This is a genomic window from Burkholderia pyrrocinia (genome assembly GCF_003330765.1).
Lineage (GTDB): Bacteria > Pseudomonadota > Gammaproteobacteria > Burkholderiales > Burkholderiaceae > Burkholderia > Burkholderia pyrrocinia_B.
Map to the genome: position 1 here is coordinate 759,414 of NZ_CP024903.1, position 22,719 is coordinate 782,132.

23 protein-coding genes are annotated in these 22,719 nt (G+C 66.7%); 8 read left to right on the plus strand and 15 right to left on the minus strand.

What is annotated here, in order from left to right; translation table 11 throughout:
• Nucleotides 1–28: 28 nt before the first annotated feature.
• From metC to lysA, 5 genes are all read right to left on the minus strand, one after another.
• Nucleotides 29–1,210, minus strand: a complete 1,182-nt coding sequence (gene metC / locus CUJ89_RS20875; RefSeq protein ID WP_114179372.1) for a cystathionine beta-lyase — start codon at nt 1,208–1,210, stop codon at nt 29–31.
• A 48-nt stretch (nt 1,211–1,258) separates the two neighbouring features.
• The gene (locus CUJ89_RS20880; RefSeq protein WP_114181471.1) at nt 1,259–1,984 is read right to left on the minus strand and encodes an amino acid ABC transporter ATP-binding protein; all 726 of its coding nucleotides are present in this window, start codon (nt 1,982–1,984) and stop codon (nt 1,259–1,261) included.
• Nucleotides 1,985–2,028: 44 nt separating this feature from the next.
• Nucleotides 2,029–2,688: an amino acid ABC transporter permease gene (locus CUJ89_RS20885; RefSeq protein WP_114179373.1), complete on the minus strand. Its 660-nt coding sequence runs from the start codon at nt 2,686–2,688 to the stop codon at nt 2,029–2,031.
• Between the two features lie 67 nt (nt 2,689–2,755).
• Nucleotides 2,756–3,556 carry a transporter substrate-binding domain-containing protein gene (locus tag CUJ89_RS20890; RefSeq protein ID WP_114179374.1) on the minus strand — a complete coding sequence of 267 codons (801 nt, stop codon included), beginning with the start codon at nt 3,554–3,556 and terminating at the stop codon, nt 2,756–2,758.
• Between the two features lie 649 nt (nt 3,557–4,205).
• The gene (gene lysA / locus CUJ89_RS20895) at nt 4,206–5,444 is read right to left on the minus strand and encodes a diaminopimelate decarboxylase (protein WP_114179375.1); all 1,239 of its coding nucleotides are present in this window, start codon (nt 5,442–5,444) and stop codon (nt 4,206–4,208) included.
• A 109-nt stretch (nt 5,445–5,553) separates the two neighbouring features.
• Here lysA and CUJ89_RS20900 point away from each other — a divergent pair, with 109 nt between their 5' ends.
• Both CUJ89_RS20900 and CUJ89_RS20905 read left to right on the plus strand, forming a co-directional pair.
• Nucleotides 5,554–6,468, plus strand: a complete 915-nt coding sequence (locus CUJ89_RS20900; protein ID WP_114179376.1) for a LysR family transcriptional regulator — start codon at nt 5,554–5,556, stop codon at nt 6,466–6,468.
• A 55-nt stretch (nt 6,469–6,523) separates the two neighbouring features.
• A complete protein-coding gene (locus tag CUJ89_RS20905) occupies nt 6,524–7,123 on the plus strand; it encodes a GNAT family N-acetyltransferase (RefSeq protein ID WP_114179377.1) in 600 nt (199 codons plus the stop codon).
• Between the two features lie 121 nt (nt 7,124–7,244).
• On the opposite strand, the gene CUJ89_RS20910 is transcribed toward CUJ89_RS20905, so the two are convergent.
• The 4 genes from CUJ89_RS20910 to CUJ89_RS20925 all read right to left on the minus strand — a co-directional run bounded on the left by CUJ89_RS20910 (nt 7,245) and on the right by CUJ89_RS20925 (nt 9,393).
• A complete protein-coding gene (locus CUJ89_RS20910; RefSeq protein ID WP_114179378.1) occupies nt 7,245–7,832 on the minus strand; it encodes a DUF4142 domain-containing protein in 588 nt (195 codons plus the stop codon).
• Nucleotides 7,833–8,219: 387 nt separating this feature from the next.
• On the minus strand, nt 8,220–8,843 hold the full coding sequence (locus tag CUJ89_RS20915) for an HAD hydrolase-like protein (protein ID WP_114179379.1): 624 nt from the start codon (nt 8,841–8,843) through the stop codon (nt 8,220–8,222).
• A gap of 26 nt (nt 8,844–8,869) precedes the next feature.
• Complete coding sequence (locus CUJ89_RS20920) at nt 8,870–9,136, minus strand: Txe/YoeB family addiction module toxin (RefSeq protein ID WP_114179380.1); 267 nt, start codon at nt 9,134–9,136, stop codon at nt 8,870–8,872.
• Nucleotides 9,133–9,393: a type II toxin-antitoxin system Phd/YefM family antitoxin gene (locus CUJ89_RS20925; protein ID WP_114181472.1), complete on the minus strand. Its 261-nt coding sequence runs from the start codon at nt 9,391–9,393 to the stop codon at nt 9,133–9,135. The genes CUJ89_RS20920 and CUJ89_RS20925 overlap by 4 nt, the downstream gene beginning before the upstream one ends.
• A gap of 224 nt (nt 9,394–9,617) precedes the next feature.
• Between CUJ89_RS20925 and CUJ89_RS20930 the strand changes: the two genes are divergently transcribed.
• The gene (locus CUJ89_RS20930; protein ID WP_114179381.1) at nt 9,618–10,061 is read left to right on the plus strand and encodes a GNAT family N-acetyltransferase; all 444 of its coding nucleotides are present in this window, start codon (nt 9,618–9,620) and stop codon (nt 10,059–10,061) included.
• 57 nt (nt 10,062–10,118) lie between these two features.
• Nucleotides 10,119–10,337: a DUF1653 domain-containing protein gene (locus CUJ89_RS20935; protein ID WP_006480837.1), complete on the plus strand. Its 219-nt coding sequence runs from the start codon at nt 10,119–10,121 to the stop codon at nt 10,335–10,337.
• 74 nt (nt 10,338–10,411) lie between these two features.
• Here the strand turns inward: CUJ89_RS20935 and CUJ89_RS20940 are convergent, their stop codons facing one another.
• Complete coding sequence (locus CUJ89_RS20940; protein WP_114181473.1) at nt 10,412–11,629, minus strand: winged helix-turn-helix domain-containing protein; 1,218 nt, start codon at nt 11,627–11,629, stop codon at nt 10,412–10,414.
• A gap of 374 nt (nt 11,630–12,003) precedes the next feature.
• Nucleotides 12,004–13,392: an MFS transporter gene (locus CUJ89_RS20945; protein WP_114179382.1), complete on the minus strand. Its 1,389-nt coding sequence runs from the start codon at nt 13,390–13,392 to the stop codon at nt 12,004–12,006.
• A 344-nt stretch (nt 13,393–13,736) separates the two neighbouring features.
• Here CUJ89_RS20945 and treA point away from each other — a divergent pair, with 344 nt between their 5' ends.
• Nucleotides 13,737–15,476 carry an alpha,alpha-trehalase TreA gene (gene treA / locus CUJ89_RS20955; protein ID WP_114179384.1) on the plus strand — a complete coding sequence of 580 codons (1,740 nt, stop codon included), beginning with the start codon at nt 13,737–13,739 and terminating at the stop codon, nt 15,474–15,476.
• A 90-nt stretch (nt 15,477–15,566) separates the two neighbouring features.
• Here treA and CUJ89_RS20960 read toward each other — a convergent pair whose 3' ends face one another.
• Together CUJ89_RS20960 and CUJ89_RS20965 are read right to left on the minus strand one after the other, a co-directional pair.
• Entirely contained in the window at nt 15,567–17,054 is a 1,488-nt protein-coding gene (locus CUJ89_RS20960; protein ID WP_114179385.1) for a carbohydrate porin, read from the minus strand.
• 152 nt (nt 17,055–17,206) lie between these two features.
• Nucleotides 17,207–17,476 carry a hypothetical protein gene (locus CUJ89_RS20965; protein WP_114179386.1) on the minus strand — a complete coding sequence of 90 codons (270 nt, stop codon included), beginning with the start codon at nt 17,474–17,476 and terminating at the stop codon, nt 17,207–17,209.
• Nucleotides 17,477–18,536: 1,060 nt separating this feature from the next.
• Here CUJ89_RS20965 and CUJ89_RS38325 point away from each other — a divergent pair.
• Both CUJ89_RS38325 and CUJ89_RS20975 read left to right on the plus strand, forming a co-directional pair.
• Nucleotides 18,537–18,674, plus strand: coding sequence for a hypothetical protein (locus CUJ89_RS38325; RefSeq protein ID WP_201752380.1), 138 nt, complete (start codon nt 18,537–18,539; stop codon nt 18,672–18,674).
• A 101-nt stretch (nt 18,675–18,775) separates the two neighbouring features.
• A complete protein-coding gene (locus CUJ89_RS20975) occupies nt 18,776–20,422 on the plus strand; it encodes an Nramp family divalent metal transporter (RefSeq protein ID WP_114179388.1) in 1,647 nt (548 codons plus the stop codon).
• A gap of 120 nt (nt 20,423–20,542) precedes the next feature.
• On the opposite strand, the gene CUJ89_RS20980 is transcribed toward CUJ89_RS20975, so the two are convergent.
• Together CUJ89_RS20980 and CUJ89_RS38570 are read right to left on the minus strand one after the other, a co-directional pair.
• The gene (locus CUJ89_RS20980) at nt 20,543–21,448 is read right to left on the minus strand and encodes a helix-turn-helix transcriptional regulator (protein ID WP_114181474.1); all 906 of its coding nucleotides are present in this window, start codon (nt 21,446–21,448) and stop codon (nt 20,543–20,545) included.
• Nucleotides 21,449–21,633: 185 nt separating this feature from the next.
• On the minus strand, nt 21,634–21,903 hold the full coding sequence (locus tag CUJ89_RS38570) for a hypothetical protein (protein WP_236655096.1): 270 nt from the start codon (nt 21,901–21,903) through the stop codon (nt 21,634–21,636).
• Between CUJ89_RS38570 and CUJ89_RS20985 the strand changes: the two genes are divergently transcribed.
• Nucleotides 21,784–22,566 carry a helix-turn-helix transcriptional regulator gene (locus CUJ89_RS20985; protein ID WP_236655083.1) on the plus strand — a complete coding sequence of 261 codons (783 nt, stop codon included), beginning with the start codon at nt 21,784–21,786 and terminating at the stop codon, nt 22,564–22,566. The genes CUJ89_RS38570 and CUJ89_RS20985 overlap by 120 nt on opposite strands.
• The last annotated feature ends 153 nt before the right edge of the window (nt 22,567–22,719 follow it).

The following is a 22,719-nucleotide window of genomic DNA, read 5'->3' on the forward strand; positions in this document are numbered from 1 at the left end:
GGGGCGGCGTGCACTACGTCGCCCGATTTCAGGCTGGTGCGAGCGCGGCGGCGCGCATTCTCGCGAAACCGGCGGCGAGGTCGGCGATCATGTCGTCGGGATGCTCGAGCCCCGCATGGATCCGCAGCAGCGGGCCTGCCGCCGCCCATTGCGTGGCGGTTCGGGAGCGCGACGGATTGGACGGGATGATCAGGCTTTCGAAGCCGCCCCAGCTATACCCCATGCCGAAGCACGTCATGCCGTCGAGCAGCGCGCGCACCGCATCGTCGGGCTGCGGGTGCAGCACCACGCCGAACAGCCCGCACGCGCCGGTGAAATCGCGCTGCCACAGCGCATGGCCAGGGTCGCCGGGCCGCGCCGGACACAGGATCCGCGCGACTTCCGGCTGCGTCGCGAGCCATTCGGTCAGCGCGTGCGCGTTGCGCTGGTGCCGCTCGAGCCGGACCGACAGCGTGCGCAGGCCGCGCAGTGCGAGATAGGCGTCGTCGCCGCTGACGGTCATCCCGAGTTGCCGGTAGAAGCGCGTGACTGTCGGCGCGAGCGCCTCGGTCGTCAGGATCGCGCCCATCAGCACGTCGGAGTGTCCGGCGATGTATTTGGTCGCGGCATGAATCGACACGTCGACGCCATGCGAAAACGAGCGGAAATTCAGCGGCGTGCCCCACGTGTTGTCGAGCAGCACGACGGCGCCGTGCCGGTGCGCGACGCGGCTGATGGCCGGAATATCCTGCACTTCGAAGGTCAGCGAGCCCGGCGATTCGGCAAACACCGCACGCGTGTTCGGCCGCATCAGCGACGCGATGTCCGCACCGATCGACGGATCGTAGAAGGTCGTTTCGATGCCGAGGCGCGCGAGCGTTTCGTCGCAGAACGAGCGGGTCGGGTCGTACACGGAATCGGTCATCAGCAGATGGTCGCCGGGATTCAGCACCGCGAGCAGCGCGGTCGTGATCGCGCTGAGGCCGCTCGGCGTCAGCAGCGCGGCGTGCGCGCCTTCTAGGCGCGCGAGCGCCTTCTCGAGCGCGCGCGTGGTCGGGCTGCCGTGACGCCCGTACGCGAGCGGCGTGCCGCGCACGGCGTCGAGTGCGTCGGTGCCGTGAAAGAGCAGCGTCGACTGGCGGTACACGGGCGGGTTCACGGGCGAACCGGGCTGGCCGTGCGAGCGGCCTTCGTGGGCGAGAACGGTGTCGGTCGAATGCAGGTGGTTCAAGATGTCGTCCTTTGAGGGTCAATCAATCGAAGCAAGGCAGCCGCGCGGTCAATGCAGGATCTTGTCGAGGAAATCGCGGGCGCGCTCGGAACGCGGCGCGGCGAAGAACCTGTCGCTGGCCGCGTCCTCGATCACCGCGCCCTGGTCCATGAAAATCACGCGATGCGCGACCTTTCGCGCGAAACCCATTTCATGCGTGACGCAGACCATCGTCATCCCTTCGCGCGCGAGTTCGACCATCACGTCGAGCACTTCGTTGATCATCTCGGGATCGAGCGCGGAGGTCGGTTCGTCGAACAGCATCGCGACCGGGTTCATCGACAGTGCGCGCGCGATCGCGACGCGCTGCTGCTGTCCGCCGGACAACTGCCCCGGATACTTGTGCGCGTGCGCCTTCAGGCCGACGCGATCGAGCAGCTTCATGCCGTTCTCGACGGCTTCGTCCTTGCGGCGGCCGAGCACCTTGATCTGCGCGAGCGTCAGGTTCTCGGTGATCGACAGGTGCGGAAACAGCTCGAAGTGCTGGAACACCATGCCGACGCGGGCGCGCAATTGCGCAAGCTTCGCGGCGGGATCGCCGAGCCGCGTGCCGTCGACGGTGATGCTGCCTTTCTGGAACGGCTCGAGACCATTGATCGTCTTGATCAGAGTCGACTTGCCGGAGCCCGACGGCCCGCACACGACGACCACTTCGCCTTTCGAGACCGCCGCGCTGCATGCCGAGAGCACCTGGTGCTTGCCATACCATTTCGATACGTTGTCGAGCGTAATCATGTTCGGTCCGTCGTTGAGGTTCGGGTTGAATGGCTGGCGCGCGTTCAATGCGTGGACGGCAGCGCGAGGCGCGTCTCGACGCGGCCCTGAAGCCGCGTGAGCAGCGTGCTGAGTACCCAGTAGATTGCGGCGGCGGCGAGATAGAGCGGCAGCGGCTGGAACGTCGCGGCGATCACTTCCTGCGTCGAGCGCAGCAATTCGGTGACGGTGATCACGGAGACCAGCGACGTGTCCTTGATCAGGCTGATCAGCGTATTGCCGAGGCTCGGCACCGCGAGGCGCAGCGCTTGCGGGCAGACGATGTGGCGCAGCGTCTGCACGTGCGTGAGGCCGAGGCTGTGAGCGGCCGCCCATTGCCCGCGTCCGATGCCGAGAATCGCGCCGCGCATGCTCTCCGACAGATAGGCGCCGGCGTTGAGCGTCAGCGTGAAGATGCCGGCCGTGGTCGGATCGAGCGTGATGCCGAGATCGGGCAGCCCGTAGTAGACGACGAACATCTGCACGAGCAGCGGCGTGCCGCGCATCAGGCTGACGTAGCCCTGCGCGAGCCCCGCGGCAAGCCGGTTGCTGCCGATGCGCATGATCGCGATCACGAGCCCGACGACGAGGCCGAGCGCCATCGACGCCACGGCAAACTTCAGCGTGAGCACCGCGCCCTTGACCATCACGGGCAGGGTATGAACGACCAGTTCGAGTGCTTCCATCACGTGTCTCCTGATTGTGTGCCGGACGGCCCGCGCGTGCGTGCGCGCGGGCGCGGGGCGGGCTGCGTTATTGCGTTACCGGCTTGGTCGTATCCGTACCGAACCACTGCATCGAGATCTTCTTCAGCGTGCCGTCCTGCTGCAGCGACGCGACCGCATCGTCGATCGCCTTAGCGAATTTCGGATTGCCCTTGCGGAACGGAATGCCCATCCGGTCCTCGCCGCCCGGGAGCACCGAGCCGGGCCGCAGCGGCAGGTGCGAGTTCTTGATCAGGTAGCTGAGCATCAGGCGGTCGTTGACCGCTGCGTCGATACGGCCCGCCGCGAGGTCGCGCAGGTTCTCCGGCGTGCCCGGATAGACCTGCAGGTCGATCGCGGGCACGGTCTTGACGAGATCGACGTAGTTGCTGCCCATCGTCACGCCGACCTTCTTGCCCTTCAGTTCGTCGAGCGACTTGAATGCGCGCGTGTCGTTCTGCCGTTGCAGCAGTTGCGCGGACGAATACACGTACGGCTCGCTGAAATCGAGCGCCTGTTTGCGCGACGGGGTGATCGCGACCTGGTTGACGATCACGTCGAACTTGCCGGCCTGCAGGCCGGCGAGGATCCCGCTCCATTCGGTCGTGACGAACTGCGGCTTCACGCCGAGGCGGGCGGCGACCGCTTTCGCGACGTCGACGTCGAAGCCTTCGAGCTGGCCGTCGGCATTGCGGTAGTCGAACGGCGGGTAGGTGCCTTCCAGCGCGATCTTCAGCACGCCGGCCTGCTTGACGGTGTCGAGCAGGTCCGCCGCGTGCGACGTCACGGCGGCCATGCAGAGGAGGGCGGCCGCGATGCCTTGCTTGAACGTCGGGGTGAAGTGCTTCATGGTTGTCTCCGTGGTTGTTGTCGAAAATTCAGGGTGTGCGAAGCCGCGGCGACGGGCGGCGTCGCCGTGAGCGGGAAATCGGTGCGGTGCGTGGCGGCGCGAGTCGATCGCCGCCGTGCGTGATGCCGTGCGCGATGCCGTGCGTTACGGCATGCGTTCGTGCGCGGTGGAGGAGCGGCGCGCGTGCGGATGGCGGGGCGAGAAGTGCGAGTGGTCGCAGCGTGATGCGTGAGCGGACCGCGCGGCATACGTGTTGAACGTGTTCCGGTGCGCGGCGAAGAGTTCAAGCATGTTGTTCATGATTGCCCGTGCTGCTTTGCGAGTGTTGTGGGCCGGGCGCATCGTCGATGCGTATTCGGCGACAAGAATGCTGAGCGACTGAGGGCAATCTTAGGTTTATCAAAAAGGAATGTGTTTCCAAAGATGCGCGCACTTTCTGCGCGCTGTGGAATGTTTTTCTCCGTGTGCGAAAGGTGGCGCAAGCGATCTGCTGCGGTTGCGCACGATGCGAAGCATCAGGTGCTACGGTGCAGCCGGACGGTTGCTCCGGACCGTGACCCGGTGCCCCTGCGGCACGCCGAAAAGCAAAACGGCCAGGCTGCCGGTAGCGGCAAGCCTGGCCGTTGGCCTTCGTCACGCCGGACGCGCGTTACTCGAACGTTTCGAGCGCCAGCAATTCGGCGATCGTCTGCCGGCGGCGGATCAGCCGCGGCGTGCCGCGATCGACGAGCACTTCCGGCGCGAGCGGCCGGCTGTTGTAGTTCGAGGACATCGATGCGCCGTACGCGCCCGCGTCGTGCAGGAACAGCAGGTCGCCGATCTGCGGCTGTGCCAGCTTGCGGTGCGTGACCACGCCGCCCGCATCCTGCGTGAACACGTCGCCCGATTCGCACAGCGGCCCCGCGATCGCGAGATCGACGAGCGGCCTGCCTGCGGGCAGCGCGCCGTCGTGCGCATGCACAGACACCGCGTGGTAGCTGCCGTACATCGACGGGCGCATCAGGTCGTTGAAGCCCGCGTCGATCAGCACGAAATCGTGCTTCGGCCGGCGGTTGACGGCCTGCACTTCGGTGACGAGCGTGCCGGCTTCGGCGACGAGGAAGCGACCCGGTTCGATCTCGATGCGCACCGGGTGGCCGAGATGCCGTTCGATCCGCTTGCGCGCGGCGTCCCACTGGCTGAAGTAGTGACCGACGTCGACGCGCGGCTCGCCGTCGCGATACGGAATCGACAGGCCGCCGCCGGCCGAGATCGCGTCGATGTCCTGACCGAGCGACGTGACGAGATCGACCATCGCATCGCACACCTGCGACAGGTGGCCGTAGTCGACGCCCGAGCCGATGTGCATGTGGATGCCGACGAGCTTCAGCCCGTACTGGCGCACGATCTCGATCGCGCGCGGCACGTCGTCGATCCAGATGCCATGCTTGCTCTGCGGGCCGCCGGTGTTGGTCTTGTTGCTGTGGCCGTGGCCGAAGCCGGGGTTGACGCGCAGCCATACGCGGTGGCCCGGGGCATGCTCGCCGATGCGTGCGAGCATGTCGAGCGAACCCGCGTTCACGGTCACGCCATGCTTCAGCACGGCCGCGAGCGTCGGGCGGTCGATCAGGTCGGCCGTGAACACGACGCCTTCCGGCTCGCCGGCCGGACTGAACCCGGCCGCGAGGCTGCGCTCGATCTCGCCGAGCGATACGGCGTCGACGCACGCGCCTTCTTCGCGCATCAGCTTCAGGATATGGACGTTCGAGTTGGCCTTCTGCGCATAGCGGATCACGTCGAACTGACGCAGTTGGGCGATGCGGTCGCGGATGACGTCGGCGTCGTACACCCACAGCGGGGTGCCGTATTGCTGCGCGAGCGTCGCGAGCTGGCGGGAATCGAGGGACATGGCGGATAAATCGGATCGAATGAACGGATAGTGTGGATGATGCACCCGATCGGCTATACAGTAAAATGCCTGTTTATCGGCATTCGATTCATATTTGATATAGAAGATCATGCTCACGCACCGTCATATCGAGGTTTTTCGCGCGCTGATGGTCACCGGCAGCACGACGCGCGCGGCCGAGATGCTCTACACGTCGCAACCGACGATCAGCCGCGAGCTCGCGCGGATGGAGCAGGTCGTCGGCTTCGCGCTGTTCGAGCGCGCCCATGGCCGGCTGCGGCCGACGATGGCCGCGCTCACGCTGTTCGACGACGTACGGCTCGCGTATGTGGGGCTCGAGCGCGTTGCGGCGACGGCCGCGCGCCTGCGCGAGTTTCGCGACGGCCAGCTGTCGGTGATCTCACTGCCGGCGTTTTCGCACGCGATCCTGCCCGGCGCGTGCCGGCGCTTTCGCGATGCGCACGCGGGTGTCAGCGTGTCGGTCGCGACGCAGGAGTCGCCGGTGCTCGAAGAGTGGCTGACCGCGCAGCGTTACGACCTCGGGTTGACCGAGCACGACGTCGCGCCGGCCGGCACCGTGCTCACGCCGCTGCTCGAAGTCGATGAAGTGTGCGTGCTGCCCGACGGCCATCCGCTGCTCGCGCAGGACGCGATCGATCTGCTGGATCTCGCCGATCGCCCGTTCGTGAGCCTGTCGCTGAACGATCCGTACCGCATCCTGATCGACGAGGCGTTCGCGCAGCTCGGCGTTGCGCCGCGCTCGGTCGTCGACACGCCGTCGGCCGTGTCGGTGTGCGCGTTCGTGCGGCAGGGGCTCGGCGCCGCGATCGTCAATCCGCTGACTGCGCTCGATTTCGTCGGGCGCGACCTGCACGTGCGGCCGCTCACGCGGTCGTTTCCGTACCGGGTCAGCATGATCGTGCCCGAGCACCGGCCGAAGAGCCTGCTCGTCGATGCGTTCGCCGACGCGCTGCGCAGCGAGGCGAAAGCGATCCGTCGCCGGCTGGCCACGCACCTCGGCTAACGCGGCCGTATGATGGGCGTTTCGCCGCCATCGCCCCATTTTTCCGGAACCCGTCATGACCGACGCTTCATCTTCCATCGAGCCACCGACCCTCACCGGCGAACGCGTCGAACTGCGGCCGCTCGAAGCATCCGATCGGCAGGCGCTGCTGGATGCCGCGGCGGACGGCCAGTTGTGGAACCTGAAGGTCACGGTCGTGCCGGGCGCAGAGACGATCGACGCTTACATCGATACGGCATTGCAGGGGCACGCGGCCGGCACGGTGCTGCCGTTTGCGATCGTCGATCGCGCATCGGGCCGCGTGATCGGCAGCACGCGCTTCTGGAAGATCGATCGCAAGAATCGCAAGCTCGAGATCGGCCATACGTGGCTGAGCGAATCGGCGCAGCGCACGCGCGCGAATACCGAAGCGAAGTGGCTGCTGCTGGCCTATGCGTTCGACACGCTGCACTGCGTGCGCGTGCAGTTCACGACTGACGAGCTGAACGAGAAATCGCGCGCGGCGATTCTGCGGCTCGGCGCGAAGCAGGAAGGGATCGTCCGTCACGAACGGATCATGCCGGACGGCCGCAAGCGCAATTCGGTGCGCTTCAGCATCATCGACGAAGAATGGCCGGAGGTGCGTGCGCGGCTGACGGCAAAGCTCGCGACGTAACGCGTAACCTGCGGCGCGAGCGTGCGCGGGTCGGGCGGCCAGACGTGCATCGCGCCGCCGGAAAGGGGCGGCGCGACGGGGGAAGCGGTGCGCCGCGCACGAGGCGCGGCGCTGCATCGCGTTACTGCGCCGATGCGAGGTGGTGACGCTGCGCGAGCTTCTGCGCATCCGCGTAGTGCGCCTGCAGGATCGGCAGCGACTGGCGGGCGACTTCCTTCAGCTTCGTGTCGCGGCCCGCTGCGATTTCGGCCTGGAATGCCGAGATCGCCTTCTGCTGGCCGGCGAGCGCAACCTGCTCGATATACGCCTTGTCGAACTCGGCGCCGCGCAGGTTCTTGATGCTGCTCAGCACGGTCGTGTCGGGGTCGTTGGCCGGCACGTCGACGCCGCGCGGGCTTGCCGCGCGCATCGCCTGGATGATCTTTTCATCGTCGGTCGACACGCGCTGCGCGAAGGCCTTGACCTGGCTGTCCGACGTGCGCGAGTCGGCGATGCGTGCCGCGTCGTGCTGCGTCGACACGGTTTTCGTGCCGTCCGTGATGAAGGCCTGGTCGGCTTCGTGGATGCGCGTCGCCGCAGCGGCCGGCGCGGACGATGCCGATTGCGCCGTTTGCGCCGGTTGTGCGGTTTGTGCGGTCGCCGTCACGGCGACGAGAAGCAGGCCAGCGGCAGACAAAGCAAGGCGCGAGATGTGGGGAAAGCGGTTCATGGGAGGACCTCCTTTCGATCGGGGCTCTGGTTAAAAGACGGATGACGTGATCCGTAGCTGTGCGAGAGACCGGGCGCGCCCGGGCCGGATTCGACCGCCGCTCTGCCGCGGCGCCGGTCGAAGTGTTTCCCGGCCCGACTGATTCTAGGAGAGCGGTCGGGTAGCAGGTGCAACCGTGCTGTGGCTTGTGTAACGGTTGGTAAGACGTATCGATGGCCAAGCGCGAGAGCCGGTATTGCGTACCTGATGCGCGTGCGGCGGCGGCAATTCTTGCGCGCATGCAGCGTGCGAGACACACGTGCGTGTCATCTGCATTTCATCGTCTTGTTGCCGGCTCATGCACATCGAGCGACGTGTCGAGTCGGGCGCGCGATGCGCTTGAACGCGTCACACGCGATCGAGCAGTGCGTCGAGGCGGGGCAGCAACGGCGTCGCGCAATGTGCCTGCAAAGCGTCGGGTGCCGTGTAGCCCCACGCGACGCCCTGGAATGCGATGTGTGCGCGCCGTGCTGCATCAGCGTCGCGGATTTCGTCGCCGACATACAGCACTTCGTCGGCGCGCACACCGGCATCGCGAACGAGCGCGCGCAGTCGACGTGCCTTGCCGAACAGCGGAATGCCGCACGCGAAATAATCGACACGGCGGCCGGCGCGCGGGCCGAGCCGGTCGCGCACGATTGCCTCGGTATTCGAGGTGGCGATCGCGATGCGGATGCCGCGCGCGGCGAGCGCGTCGAACGTTTCGTCGACGCCGGGGAACAGCATCACTTGCGCGACGCGCGGCTGCATCAGGCGACGCATGTCGATCGTCACGCGCGGCACTTTCCACATCGGCACGTCGAGCGCGCGGATGATGTCACGCGCCGACATGCCGCGCAGCGCCGGGCGCAACTCGGGAGTGGCGTCGCGAAAGCCGTGCAGGCGCGACGCTTCCGACAGCGCCGCGAGAAAACTGTCGAGCGAATCGGCGAGCGTGCCGTCGAAGTCGAATGCGATGAGGCGGTAGGGCATGAAGCGGCGAGTGCGACGAACTCGCGCTACGCGTAGTGGTAGCGGCAGGACACGATGCTGATCTGAGGGGCGTCAGCCTCATAGACCAGACGGTTCGTGTCGTCGATACGGCGCGACCAGAAGCCGGAGAGATTGGCTTTCAAGGGTTCGGGTTTGCCGATGCCTTCGAACGGCGTTCGCTGGGCTTCGCGAATGAGCTGGTTGATGCGCTTGAGCGTCTTGCGATCTTGCCCCTGCCAATAGACATAGTCGTCCCACGCGTCGGAAGTAAAAAGCGCGCGGCGTACGCTCATTCATCATCCTCGGGGAGCTTGTGTTCTTTCGCCTTGCCCTTGCGTAGTTGCGCAATCGAGCGTTCGAGATGGGCGACGTTGGCCGGCGAGCGCAGCAAGTGAACCGTCTCCATCAGGCTGTCGTAGTAGTCCTGCGACATGATGACGGCGTTCGGCGCATCGCGACGTGTGATGAGCGTCACGTCCGCATCGTCGACGACCTGGTCGATGACGGTCTTCAGATTGCCGCGGGCATCCGAAAAATGAATCGTGCGCATCATTTGCCTCACTTGTACACGTAACTGTACAAGTATGGCACGGTCGATAGAGTATGTACGGGTTGTTGTGCAGGTTGGTCGATGGCCGGTAGCGGTTGGCGTCATCGTCCGGCGAAGAGCGTACGCATCTATTGGGCCGCAGCCGCCAGGAGCCGCTTGTAGCACGCCGCCCAGCGCGGTATCGTCGATGCTCCGCCTTCCGCCCCTCCAACCGGAGAACAGACGTGCCCGCTGCCGCCCCCGCCACGCTGAGATTTTCCACCGACAAGCGCGAACTCGACATCGATGCGATCTTCGACTTCCTGCACCGCGACGCATACTGGTCGCAGGGCATTCCGCGCGAGGTGGTCGAGCGTGCGATCGAGGGTTCGCTGTGCTTCGGCGCGTATGTCGGCGACCGGCTGGTCGGGTTCGCGCGGCTCGTTACCGATCACGCGACGTTCGCGTACCTGTGCGACGTGTTCGTGCTTCCCGCCGAACGCGGCAACGGCTACGGCCGCGCGCTGATCGACCACGTGTTCGCGCAGGAGATGGTGCAGCGCCTGCGCCGCATCATGCTCGTGACGACCGACGCGCACGACCTGTACCGGCCGGTCGGCTTCGGGCCGTCCGCGAATCCCGAGCGGCTGATGGAGATCCGTCGCCCGGACCTCTACGCGAAACGCTGACGCGCGGCGCAGCGCATACAATACGCGCTTTCCGTTTTTGCCGAAGAGAAGCCCATCATGACCGAACAGGAAGCCGAACAGCTCGCGACGCACCGTCATTACAAGGGCGGGCTGTATCGCTACATTGGCGTCGCCCGCCATTCCGAAACCGAGGAATCGGTGGTCGTGTACGAGCATCTGTGGCCGCATGCGCGCGGGCTGTGGGTGCGGCCGGAAGCGATGTTCAACGGGAACCTCGAAGACGGCACGCCGCGTTTTCGCAAGCTGCGCGACTGATCCGCAGCCGGCGCGGGCGCGCCGCTGCGCGAGCCGGCGTCGTGAGCCGGCTTCGTGAGCCAGCTTCGTGACCGTTACGCGCCGGCCAGCGCCTTCACCAGTTCGGGCGGCGCGTGCGCGACCGTCACCGTCACAGCTGGCGTGCCGTGCCACGCCGCCAGCTTTTTCACGGCCTTCGCGACGTCGGCCGCGAGCCCCGTGCCGAACCGCACGCCCGGCTCCACATGGACGGCCTTCAGTTCGAACGTGCCGAGCGCGCGATGCGCTTTCGCATCGACGCGGCCGACCAGCCGGCCGCGATGCAGCACGGGCAGGCAGAAATAGCCGTAGCGCCGCTTGTGCCCGGGCGTATAGCACTCGATCGTGTAATCGAAACCAAACAGCGTCGCCGCGCGCCGCCGGTCCCATACGACGGGGTCGAACGGCGACAGCAGTGTCGTGACCGTCGAGCGCAGTGTGTCGGCCTCGGCGGCCGGCAGCAACGCGTCGAGCGAACGATGCACGTAGGCGGGCTCCTTCCAGTCGGCGATCTCCACCGGAATAAGGTCGCCCGCGTCCGCGAGCCGCTCCAGCTCCGTGCGGTACGAACGGCGCGGCAGCCGGTAGTAGTCGGCCACCCAGTCCGCGCGCACGACGCCGAGCGCGCGGCACGTGTAGTCGAGCAGCGCGGGCAGCACGGCGTCGCGCGGCGGCAGGTCGCGCGTGTCGTCCCAGCCGGGCAGCACGCGCTCGCGCACGTCGTAGACGCGCTGGAAATTGCGGCGCTCCGACACCATCAGGTCGCCCGTCGTGAACAGCACTTCCAGGTGACGCTTCTCGGGCTTGCGATCCCACCATCCGTTGCCCTTCACGCCATCCTCGCGGACGAAATCGGCCGACCGCACGGGCCCTTCGGCGCGAATCCGCGCGAGCAGCCGCTCGATGTCGGGACGATTCTGCTCATGCCACTCGGCCGCATATTTCCAGCCCATCCCCGACGGATCGAGCATCTTGTAGCGCATCAGGCCGAACTGCTCGACGGGCAGGAAACACGCTTCGTGCGACCAGTATTCGAACAGGCGCGCCTCGGCGAGATGTTCGTCGAGCCACTGCGGCGAGAAATCGCCGAGACGGCTGAACAGTACGAGATACGGGCTGCGCGCAACGACGTGAATGGTATCGATCTGCAACTGCGCCATCCGGCGGATCGTGTCGAGCACGTCGGACTTGGTCGCCTTGCGGCGGGGTGGCGTCAGCAGGCCCTGCGCGGCGAGATGCAGCGCGCGGGCGGCGGCGGGCGAGAGCGTAAGCATCGGCATGGCGGCTGTGGGTGGCAGTCGGGCACCACTTTAGCGCGAATGCAGCACGCGCGTGCGACGCGCCGATGAGTCGCGTCTGACAATGCTTGACAGATGCGTTTCGCAAGTTTCCTTATAGTGCACTGCATGGCGCGACGATAAGTGCGCGCAACGATTCCGCTTCCGACGCACATATGTCCATGGCACGCAGGAAGCGAATCCGGGATTCTCAACCCCCATCGGGAGACCCGGAGCCCTGAGCGGACATCCATGCGGCTGTGCACCGGCCCCGTGTGGATGTCCGCTGATTTTTTTGTTTTTCCGGTTTTTCACCGGCCACCGTGCGGCGTGTCATGCCGCGGCACGCGTTTCCCCGACATGCCAGCCGCTTATTGCCGCCTGCCGCGCGCGACTTCGTCGCCGGCGCCGGGCGGCAGCCGCCGCGTGATCGGAATCGATGCGAACGAGCACAGCCCGACCACGACGAACGCGGGCCAGAAATCCGACCACACCATCGTCTGATGGCCCTGCAGCCAGTGCGACACGTGCAGCACGAGGCCGGCGACCGTGACGCCGAGCCCGAGCGACATCTGCTGCACGACGCTGCCGAGGCTCGTCGCGCGCCCCGCGTCGCGCGGCGAGATGTCCGCGTAGATCATCGAGTTCAGGCTCGTGAATTGCAGCGCGGGGAAGATGCCGCCGACGAGCACGATCAGCCAGATCGCCCAGGTCGGCATGCCGGGATGGAACACGCCGTAGGCCGCGATCGCGAGGCCCGCGAATGCCGCGTTGTAGATCAGCACCGTGCGAAAGCCGAAGCGGCGCAGCGTATGCGTGGCCGTCGAGCGGCTCACCGCGCCGCCGAGCGCGGACGCGCACGTGATGAGCCCCGAATGGAACGCGCTCATGCCGAGCCCTTCCTGCAGCGCCAGCGGCAGCAGGAACGGCACCGCGCCGAGGCCGACCCGGAACAGCGACCCGCCGACGACGCTCGCGTGGTAGGTCGGGATCTTCAGGAAACTGAGGTCGAGCACCGGGCGCTCCTTGCGACGCGCGTACGGCACGTAGAGCGCGAGCAGCACGGTGCCGGTCACGCACATCGTCACCGCGTTCGTGCGCGAGGTGAGCGAGCCGTCGAGCAGCGTGAGGCCCATCAGCAGCAAGGCGGCGCCGCTTGCCGACAGCAGGAAGCCGAACCAGTCGAGCGGGCCCGGATCGGGCTCGTGCGTGTTCGCGATGTGCTTGCTCGCGAGATAGATCCCGTAGATGCCGATCGGCACGTTGATGAAGAAGATCATCCGCCAGTGCAGGTAGGTCGTGATGAAGCCGCCGACGAGCGGCCCGAGCGTGGGCCCGAACAGCGCGGGAATCGCGAGGTAGTTCATCGCGCGTACGAGATCGGCGCGCGGCACCGCGCGGAAGATGATGATGCGGCCGACGGGCACCATCATCGCGCCGCCGACGCCTTGCACGAAACGCGCGAACGTGAGCACGCCGAGGGAATTGGAGGCCGCGCACATCAGCGAGCCGACGACGAAGATGCCGATCGCGGTGCGGAAGACGGAGCGTGCGCCGAAGCGGTCGGCGAGCCAGCCGCAGATCGGGATGAACACGCCGAGCCCGACCACGTAGGCCGTGATCGCAATGTTCAGCGTGACGGGGTTGTGCCCGAAGTCCCTTGCCATCGCGGGCAGCGCGGTGACGATGATGTTCGCGTCGACGCTTTCCATGAACAACGCACAGGCAACGATGAGCGGTGCTAGAAAGACGGGCGACATGGGCTGGGCGCGCGGTAAAGACGCCATTATGCCCACAATGTGACCGTTGAGTCACGTACGACAACAGTTGTTCCGCATGTTGCAACAGTCGTTCCTGTTGCGGGGCGCGGAAGCAGAGACGACTGTCGGAGACGACTGCCGCACCGGACCCGCATGTGACATGACGCCTGGTGTCGGTCCGTCGTCGCGGCCGCGAAACTTGCGCGCGGCGCGCGTTTCATGCGACAGTCGGGCCTCACTTGCGGAATACAACGACGCGCCTCGATCGAGGGCCATCGAGACGAGCGCGCGCGCGAACGAGACCTCGTGCCGACCCACTCACCATCGAAAGGAGGGGACACGTCATGACGTCACGTCGTGCCGCATCGATTGCATCTCGCTTCACAGCTCGTTTCCCGGTTCGTCTCTCACCTCGTCTCGCACCGCCCGCGCCGCGTCTTCGCTGGGCCGCCGCACTGGCCGTCGCGTATCTGGCCGTCGCCGGCTGCGCCGCGCAGGCCGACAATGCGAACCAGGCCGCCGCTCAAGCGGCCAGCCAGTCAGCGGTGCCGACCGCGGCCGCGATTGCCGCCCCCGCGTCGGGCACGCTGCTGCCGCCGCCGAGCCAGCTCTACGGCGACCTGTTCGTCGCGGTGCAGACCGCGCAGATCTATCCCGACCAGAAGACCTTCGTCGACGCGACGCCCGATACCGATCCCGCGACGATCGTGCAGTTGTATCAGCAACAGAAATCGCAGCCGGGCTTCTCGCTGAAGACGTTTGTCGGCCAGCACTTCACGCCGCCCGCGGAAGGTGGCGTGACGCCGCCGCCGAACCAGACGCTGCGCCAGCACATCGACTGGCTGTGGCCGCAGCTCACGCGCACGAGCGCGACGGCGCCGCCATACGGTTCGCTGATTCCGATGCCGAAGCCGTACGTCGTGCCCGGCGGCCGCTTCCGCGAAGGCTACTACTGGGATACCTATTTCACGATGCTCGGGCTGCAGGTGTCGGGGCGCGAGGATCTCGTCGACGACATGCTCGACAACTTCGCCCACCTGATCGACACGATCGGACACATCCCGAACGGCAACCGCACGTACTACGCGAGCCGCTCGCAGCCGCCGTTCTTCGCGTACATGGTCACGCTCGCCGCGCAGGCCGAAGGCGACAAGATCTACCAGAAGTACCTGCCGGCACTGCGCAAGGAGCATGCGTACTGGATGCAGGGCGAAACCACGACGCCGCGCGGGCAGGCCGCGCGCAACGTGGTCGCGATGCCCGACGGCGCGGTGCTGAACCGTTACTGGGATGCGAGCGACACGCCGCGCGACGAGTCGTATCTCGAGGACGTGACGACCGCGAAGTCGGCGCCGGGCCGTCCGGCGAACGACGTGTACCGCGACCTGCGCGCGGGCGCCGAAAGCGGCTGGGACTACAGCTCGCGCTGGTTCGGCGACGGCAAGACGCTCGCGACGATCCGCACGACGTCGATCGTGCCGGTCGACCTGAACAGCCTGATGTTCCATCTCGAGGCGACGATCGTGAAGGGCTGCACGGTCACGCGCGACGTCGCTTGCGTGACCGACTTCTCGGCGCGCGCGGCGCGGCGCGCGGCCGCGATCAACCATTATCTGTGGAACCGCCACGGCTATTACGGCGACTACGACTGGCAGTGGCGCAAGCCGCGCGACGGCGTGACGGCGGCCGCGCTGTATCCGCTGTTCGCGGGCGTCGCATGGCCCGAGCGCGCAAAGGCGACCGCGCGCGAGGTGCGCAAGACGCTGCTGCAGCCGGGCGGCCTCGCGACGACAACCGAGAACACGGGCCAGCAGTGGGATGCGCCGAACGGCTGGGCACCGCTGCAGTGGATCGCGATCGACGGGCTGCGCCGCTATGGCGAACCGGCGCTCGCGAAGGACATCGGCACGCGTTTCCTGTCCGACGTGAAGCATGTGTATGCGACCGAAGGCAAGCTCGTCGAGAAGTACGTGGTCGAAGGCGCCGGTACGGGCGGCGGCGGTGGCGGCGAATATCCGCTGCAGGACGGCTTCGGCTGGACCAACGGCGTCACGCTGAAACTGCTCGGGCTGTACGGCGAGTGACGCGCGGCGCGTGCCGCGCGCTGCAAGCGAACGCACGGGCCGGATTGTCGCGCAAGCGGCGGTCCGGCCCGTGTCTGCATGCGGCCCGCGTCAGAACGTGATCGTCGTGCGCACGCCGACCACCGTTTCGTCGCCGATGCGCGCGCCCGGCGCGTTCGGGTTCGGGATGCCGCCGCCCGGACGGAAGAAGTGCTGCAGGTCGGCCTGCAGTTGCCACCACGGCGTGACCTGGTACTGGTAGGTCGCCTCGACGACCGTCTCCGCGCGGCGCACCGGATAGCCGGGCGTCGTGTAGGCGCCGGTGTCGCCGTCGAAGCCGCGCGCATGCGAGCCGATCTTCGCGTAGCCGACCGCGAGGCCTGCGACGTCGTTGTCGCGTCCGGCGAATGGCGCTTTCAACGTCACGCCTGCATTGGCGGCGAAATCGACGATATTGCGATCGCCCGGCGCGCCCATCACGCGCGCGAACACGCCGACCGAGCGCGGGCTGTCGGCCGACGGCCGCCATACCATCTGGTCCGCGACCGCATAGAACCCGTAGTTGCCGCGATGGGTGGCCGGCATGCCGTTGCTCGCCGGATTCGCGAGCGACAGGCCGTCGGTGCCGACGCGCGGGTCGTTCGCATGCTGCGACTGATACCAGAAGCCGAGCTTGTACGTGCCCGGCAGGCCGGCCGGTTGCGGCGCCTTCGGATCTGCGGGCGGCGCGTTCAGCGCGTACTGCACTTCGCCGATCACGAACGCGCCGCTGCGCAGGTTGAAGTTGGTGCCGTGCGCGTTCAGTACCTGCGCGTCGCCGTCGGTGCGGCCGGCCGGGTTGCCGTCGAATACGCCGACCATCGCGGTCCACGCGTCGGCCGGCTTCACGCGCAGCCGCACGCCGAGCGACGACAGTGGATACGCGGGGCCGCCGGCCGGCAGGTCGGCCGCCGGCAGCACGGGCCAGCCGAACGTGGCGTTCATGAACGCCGCCGCGTTCTGGCTCACCATGAATTCCTGGTCGACGCTCTGCTGGCCGATCTTCAGGTCGGCCTTGCCGTCGAGGAAGGCCTGCTGGTACCAGAGCTCCCACAGGCGCGTGGTCGAGTTCGCTTCGATGCCGGTCGCGGTCTGCAGCGTCTGCAGGTAGCGCTGCGTGAGATTGGTGCCGTGGATCTGCAGCCCCGACACGTTGAACGTGCCGCCCGGCAGGCCGATCGCCTTGCCGGTGTCGACGTTGAAACCGAATTGCGTGAGCCCCTGGTAGGCGCCGCCGCGATGCGTGCCGCCGGACGTGTTGTACAGGTATTCGCTGGTTTCCTGCAGGCTCAGCGTGACGCCGTGATCGCCGAGCACATCGCGCAGGCCGCCCATGTTGCCGAGCAGGTTCGCGCGCTCCCGGAAGCCGGTGGGGGCGGGTGCGGCAGCATCGGCGGCCTGTGGTGCGGGGGCGGTGGCGTCGCTGGCGCCGGCCGCCGGTTCGGCCGCAACTGGCGGCGACGATTGCGCGAACGCGGGCGCGGCGGCGAGCGACAGCAGCAGCGTGGTGAGCGCATTGACGCGGAGCTTGCGCGGAACGGGTTCGGAGTATTTCTTCATGTAGGTTCCGTCGACTATTTGATTAGTTACGCTGATGAAATGAAAGCGTGGTGCTGGCAGCGTTGCGAAGCGGTCGCGAAGCGGTCGCGAAGCGGTCGCGAGGTGGTCGCGCGGTGGTACGCAGCACCGGGCGCCGCCGTACGACGCGGTGCTTACGACAGCCAGCCGCCGACGCGCCACACCTGCGCGAAGCCGAGGCGCGACGCGGCCGCGCACAGCAGCGCGGCGAGCGCGACCGCGGCCGCCATCGCGGCGGCGAGCACGCAGTCGAGCGGGCGGGGCGCCGCCGGCACGTAGGCGAGTGCCGCGCCGCGCCAGCTGCTGAGCGCGTGGGCGAGCGACGAGAGGCCGGAAACGAACGAGCGGTCGCACGCGACGTGCACGATGCGCTTGAGTCTGACCGCGAACGATTGAAAGAACATGACGCTGCCTCCGTCTGGCCCGGCGGATGCCGGACGACGTGACCGAGCGCGGGCGCATGGCGCGGCCTGCGATCGGCGGTTGGAACGTAACGGAGCGTGCGACTGACGAACCGGCGATGGCCGGCCCGGGAGGAAGCGCGCTAACCCGACGAATGCGAGCTAGCGGCGAAAGACATGCGTCTGGCTGCTATCTCGCGATGGCTTGGCCGGCCTGGACCGGCATCGAACTGCAACTAGAGCATGTGTCCACGGAGGGACTCCCTTGATGAATTGGGGCGGATTGTAGTCGCGACTTTTGCTGCGGTGCAAGTAAAAAAAGCGTCGACGTTGCGTGCATCGCGGCTGCCTGCGGCACGGGCATCGTGGCGGCACGGTGCCGGGCGTGGCGGTGCGCCTGAGTGTTGTTCGTGCACATCGCCGTCGCACTCGATCTGTCGCGTTGAAAGGTTTCGCCGCGACAATTCGGGCCCGAATCTTTCAGTGCATCGGCGGCGGAAAATATTTTCCGCCGATCGCGTTTCAACGGGTTGACTTCCGTTTCGGGCGGTCCATAGAATCCGGCATCTTCACTTTGGGGGCCGTCGCCTTGGACGCCTGCAGTAGTCGATCTTCGTACGAAATTTCCGCCTGAGCGACCGACGTCCGCGCCTCTTCGAAGCCGCCGTTTGTCACCCAGGCAAACGGTGCGCGCAGCAGTATTCCGCAGCAACTCCCTACGTGCACCCTGATTCGCGCCGGTTAGCGTGATGCGTTTTCGCATGCGCCGTCCGGTTTCACTGCCGCCTGGCAGGCGGCCGCGTTCGCGCACGCCTTGTTCAGGCTCGCGAATGCCGGCCCGCACGCCGGACGGCGGTCAACCGTGTTCTCCGGAACACCGCACAGGAGCCGCCATGAACGACAGTGACAGTTGTCCCTTATGCCCGTTGCACGCACCGACCCTTTTGAACCCGGGTCGCAGGGACAATCCGGCCGACTAGCCTGACACGTCGTTCAGGCCCCGGACTGGCCCCGCACCCACCACGCGGCCGGCACGCCTGCCGTCGCCGCACGGAGCCAGACCATGACCTTCGGCCTTCTGCTGTCAAATCTTCCGCACGTCACGGAATCGCGTCACCACTACGACACGATGCTGACGCTCGACGCCCGTCCGCGGGTGTTCTCCCGCCTGCTGAACCGGCTGAAATCGTTGATCCGCTGAAGAAGCGCCGAGCGTGCCTCGGCATGGGCACGGGCGGCCGCCCCGCGCGCATGCCAAGGTCACACGCTCATCAGATAACTATTAGCCGTACGGAATAAATCATGTCCACGCCATCCAACGTCTCTCCACCGATCGCCGCAGAACGCAGCGCCGTGCTCGACGAAGCCCACCTCGGCGATATCCGCGGCGCACTCGGCACGATCGCGCATCACGACACCGCCGCGCGCGGCACGTGGTGGGCGCGGCTGCGCACGCTGCTCGCGATCATCGGCCCCGGCCTCATCGTGATGGTCGGCGACAACGACGCAGGTGCGTTCGGCACCTATACGCAGGCCGGCCAGAACTACGGCACGACGCTGCTGTGGACGCTGCTGCTGCTCGTGCCCGTGCTGTACGTGAACCAGGAAATGGTGCTGCGCCTCGGCGCGGTCACGGGCGTCGGCCATGCACGCCTGATCTTCGAGCGCTTCGGCAAGTTCTGGGGCGCGTTCAGCGTGATCGACCTGTTCCTGCTCAACGCGCTGACGATCGTCACCGAGTTCATCGGCATCACGTTCGTGCTGGAATTCTTCGGGCTGCCGAAGGTGGCCGGCGTGTGCGTGGCCGCCGCGCTGACGATGGCCGCGGTGAGTACCGGCGATTTCAGGCGCTTCGAGCGATTCGCGATCGGGTTGTGCGTGCTGAGCCTGCTGCTGGTGCCCGTGCTCGTGTCGATCCATCCGCCGGTCGCGCAGATGACGCGCGATTTCTTCGTGCCGAACTGGCCCGCGCACGCGAAGCTGTCGGACGTGATGCTGCTCGTGATCGGCATCGTCGGCACGACCGTCGCGCCATGGCAGTTGTTCTTCCAGCAGAGCTACGTGATCGACAAGCGCATCACGCCGCGCTTCATGAAGTATGAAAAGGCCGACCTGTGGATCGGCATCGCGTTCGTGCTGGTCGGCGCGGTCGCGATGATCGGCTTCAGCACCGCGTTGTTCGGCGGGCATCCGGAAGCGGGCAACTTCACCGACGCGGGCGGCATCATCGCGGGCCTCGAGAAGTATGCGGGCCGCACGAGCGCGACGCTGTTCGCGGTCGCGCTGCTCGACGCGTGCATCATCGGCGCGGCGGCCGTGTCGCTGTCGACCGCGTATGCGATCGGCGACGTGTTCAAGATCCGCCACTCGCTGCACCGCGGCGTGTCCGATGCGAAGGGCTTCTACCTCGTGTACTTCGGCATCGTCGCGGCCGCGGCCACGCTCGTGCTGATCCCGGGCAGCCCGCTCGGCCTGCTGACCGAAGCCGTGCAGACGCTCGCGGGCGTGCTGCTGCCGAGCGCGACCGTGTTCCTGCTCGTGCTGTGCAACGACCGCCAGGTGCTCGGCCCGTGGGTCAACTCGACGAAGCTCAACGTGTTCACGGGCGCGGTGATCTGGGTGCTCGTGCTGCTGTCGATCATCCTGACCGCGTCGGTGATGTATCCGGATATCAGCGGCGAAGCGATTGTCGACGTGCTGGTGGGCGGCACCGTGCTCGCGATTGCGGGCTATCTTGCGACGGTATTGGTTCGCCGCAACAAGCGCGTCGTCGAACCGGCCGTCGATCGCGCGCTGCGCGACACGTGGCGCATGCCGCCGCTCGACGCGCTCGAGCCGCAGAACATGACGCTCGCGACGCGGATCTGGATGGCCGTGCTGCGCGGTTATCTCGTGATCGCGGTCGGTCTCGTGATCGTGAAGGTCGTGCAGATGACGCTGCTGAAGTAACGCAGGACGTTTTCCAGGAAGCGGCGCCGGACCCGGCACCGCGTCGCAACCCGCCCATGCCGGCCCGTGAGGCCGGCATGGGCGTTTACGCGCTCGCTTGCCGGAAGCGTCGCGTCGCCGTCAGATCAGCTCGAGCTTCGACGTCAGGTACGTGAGCTGGATCCGGTTCGCGACGCCGAAGCGCTTGCGCAGTTTGCGCAGGTGATAGTCGACGTTGTGCGCGCTGGTGTCGAGGCGCCGGCCGATCTCCTTGTCGGATGCGCCTTCGGCGATGCCGAGCAGCAGTTCCTGCTCGAACGGCGTGAGCCCGTTCACCGCACGCTCGCGCGACGTCGAGATCAACTGCGGGGACGCGAACTTGTGTACCGACAGCCCGATCGACAGCGCCTGCTCGATCGTCGCCGGCGTGATCCATTCGCGCGTGCGGCGCGGCGCGGTGAAGCTCATGAACGCGTGCAGCCGCGTGCCGGGCACGGCCATCGAATACATGATGCCGCTGCACATCCCGTCGTCCTGCATCGTCTGCAGGAAACCGTCGAGTGCGGCCGGGGTCACGCACGGGCCGTCGTCGCGTTCGCGGTGCTCGCGACGCAACTGCTGCAGGTCCCACACGATCGGCATGTTGCACACGCGCGCGCCGAGCGTGCGCGGATCGACGTCGTGATGGTTGTGACGCACGTAGTCGCCGCGATAGGTCGCCGGCGTGAACGCTTCGTGCAGATAGAGACTTTCGACACGCTCGCGCGCGAATTCGAGCGCGAAGTACGCGAACGTCGAGAAGCCCGTGAGATGCAGCAGGCTCGTGACGATCCGGTTGCGCTCGGCCGTGCTCTGCGCGAGCGCGAGCGTATCGGCGACGCCGAGCTTCGGCGCGTGCGGCTGCGCGACGTCGCCGCGCTTCACGTCGTCGCACCAGACGACCTGCACGGTACGCTCCCGCAGCGCGTCCGCGCATGCGTTCAGCCCGCGCGGCGGGCGGGACAAGGTCGGGGCGACCGCTTCTTCATGCAATGTAATATCGGACATGAGCCATCCCTCGGAATCGACGCGCATCGCCTGGCGGCGGCCGTATCGTGTACGGCAATCGCGGCGGTGCGATCGAGCATCGTTTTTGATATGCGCCGATCGTCATCCCTGACGAAACGCGGGGGCATTGTACAAAAATGCCTGTGTACGCGTAATATGCCGTAATACTAATTGCGGCGAAAGGTTCATATTCGCGCGCATATAACGACGACCAGAAAATCATAAAGAAAAGACCAGATCGTGACGGGGCGCAGTTTCACATATTGGGAAAGGGCGGGCTCCTCATGACATATGCTGACGGCGCACCACGCGTCGAGTGGTTTTCGCAAGCCGATATAGCGGCCGCTGTCGCTTATTCGAACGAATATCAGGCAATCGAGCGCGACGTTTTTACCGGCATTCAAATCGCACCCGGTAAAACCGACCTCGCTCCGGTCGATTTCGCGCAATGCCATGCGCGATTAAGGCAAATCGGTTTCAGTACGCTCGGTTACGGCGCCTACGAAATGATCGGGCGGCGCATCCTGTGCGCGCATCTGCTGCGCGATCTCGCGCCGGCGACGTTCATGCAGCCGTTTGTCGAAGGCATGCTGTACGAGAGCGACCCGCGGTTCGCGCAGGTACGACAGAGCGGCTTCCCGGTCGCGTGGCGGCTCGACGAGATCGAGTCGGCCGCGCAGGGCAGCGGCGATCGCAAGGTGCTGGCGCTCGCCGGCCATCTGCGCGCGCACGCGATGAACAGCGGCGTGCTCTTCAGCCTGTCGGCGCCGCGTCTTGACCTGCGCGTCGCGGTGAACGTGACGTCGGAAACGCACGGCACCGAATGGATCGACGATCGCGTGATCGGCGGCGCGCTGTCGGTCAGCCTTGCCGTGCATCGCGTCGCGCTGCCGTTCCTCGAGGCGCGCATCGCGCGCATGCGCGGCTTCGCGCTCGGCGACGAGCAGCAGCAGGTGCTCGACCGCCTCGTGCACGGGCTGTCCGACCAGGAGATCGCGAGCGCGCTGCGCACGTCGCTGCACAAGGTCGGCCACCACATCCGCTCGCTCGAAAAACTCTTCAACGTGCAGAACCGCGCGCAGCTCGCATACCTCGCCGCGCGCCGGCTGCAGTCCTGACCGGACGCGCGCGCCGGCGGCCTGGCGCGCGATGGAAGCGGTTCCGGCGGTGCGTGCCCGGACGCGTCGCCGGGTTTCGTAGTCCGATCCGATCGGCGCCGGGAAACGCGCTTTCGCGCTACGAGGTGCTTCCCTTTTTCCATCGATTCCCGT

Coding starts and splice junctions, on each gene's coding strand:
- treA (WP_114179384.1), top strand. CDS start 13,737: ATGACGTCACGTCGTGCCGCATCGATTGCATCTCGCTTCACAGCTCGT.
- CUJ89_RS20920 (WP_114179380.1), bottom strand. CDS start 9,136: ATGAGCGTACGCCGCGCGCTTTTTACTTCCGACGCGTGGGACGACTAT.
- CUJ89_RS20945 (WP_114179382.1), bottom strand. CDS start 13,392: ATGTCGCCCGTCTTTCTAGCACCGCTCATCGTTGCCTGTGCGTTGTTC.
- CUJ89_RS20940 (WP_114181473.1), bottom strand. CDS start 11,629: ATGCTTACGCTCTCGCCCGCCGCCGCCCGCGCGCTGCATCTCGCCGCG.
- CUJ89_RS20910 (WP_114179378.1), bottom strand. CDS start 7,832: ATGAACCGCTTTCCCCACATCTCGCGCCTTGCTTTGTCTGCCGCTGGC.
- CUJ89_RS20935 (WP_006480837.1), top strand. CDS start 10,119: ATGACCGAACAGGAAGCCGAACAGCTCGCGACGCACCGTCATTACAAG.
- CUJ89_RS20890 (WP_114179374.1), bottom strand. CDS start 3,556: ATGAAGCACTTCACCCCGACGTTCAAGCAAGGCATCGCGGCCGCCCTC.
- CUJ89_RS20880 (WP_114181471.1), bottom strand. CDS start 1,984: ATGATTACGCTCGACAACGTATCGAAATGGTATGGCAAGCACCAGGTG.
- lysA (WP_114179375.1), bottom strand. CDS start 5,444: ATGTCCCTCGATTCCCGCCAGCTCGCGACGCTCGCGCAGCAATACGGC.
- CUJ89_RS20905 (WP_114179377.1), top strand. CDS start 6,524: ATGACCGACGCTTCATCTTCCATCGAGCCACCGACCCTCACCGGCGAA.
- CUJ89_RS20980 (WP_114181474.1), bottom strand. CDS start 21,448: ATGTCCGATATTACATTGCATGAAGAAGCGGTCGCCCCGACCTTGTCC.
- CUJ89_RS20885 (WP_114179373.1), bottom strand. CDS start 2,688: ATGGAAGCACTCGAACTGGTCGTTCATACCCTGCCCGTGATGGTCAAG.
- CUJ89_RS20915 (WP_114179379.1), bottom strand. CDS start 8,843: ATGCCCTACCGCCTCATCGCATTCGACTTCGACGGCACGCTCGCCGAT.
- CUJ89_RS20960 (WP_114179385.1), bottom strand. CDS start 17,054: ATGAAGAAATACTCCGAACCCGTTCCGCGCAAGCTCCGCGTCAATGCG.
- CUJ89_RS20975 (WP_114179388.1), top strand. CDS start 18,776: ATGTCCACGCCATCCAACGTCTCTCCACCGATCGCCGCAGAACGCAGC.
- CUJ89_RS20925 (WP_114181472.1), bottom strand. CDS start 9,393: ATGCGCACGATTCATTTTTCGGATGCCCGCGGCAATCTGAAGACCGTC.
- CUJ89_RS38325 (WP_201752380.1), top strand. CDS start 18,537: ATGACCTTCGGCCTTCTGCTGTCAAATCTTCCGCACGTCACGGAATCG.
- CUJ89_RS20900 (WP_114179376.1), top strand. CDS start 5,554: ATGCTCACGCACCGTCATATCGAGGTTTTTCGCGCGCTGATGGTCACC.
- CUJ89_RS38570 (WP_236655096.1), bottom strand. CDS start 21,903: ATGGCATTGCGCGAAATCGACCGGAGCGAGGTCGGTTTTACCGGGTGC.
- CUJ89_RS20965 (WP_114179386.1), bottom strand. CDS start 17,476: ATGTTCTTTCAATCGTTCGCGGTCAGACTCAAGCGCATCGTGCACGTC.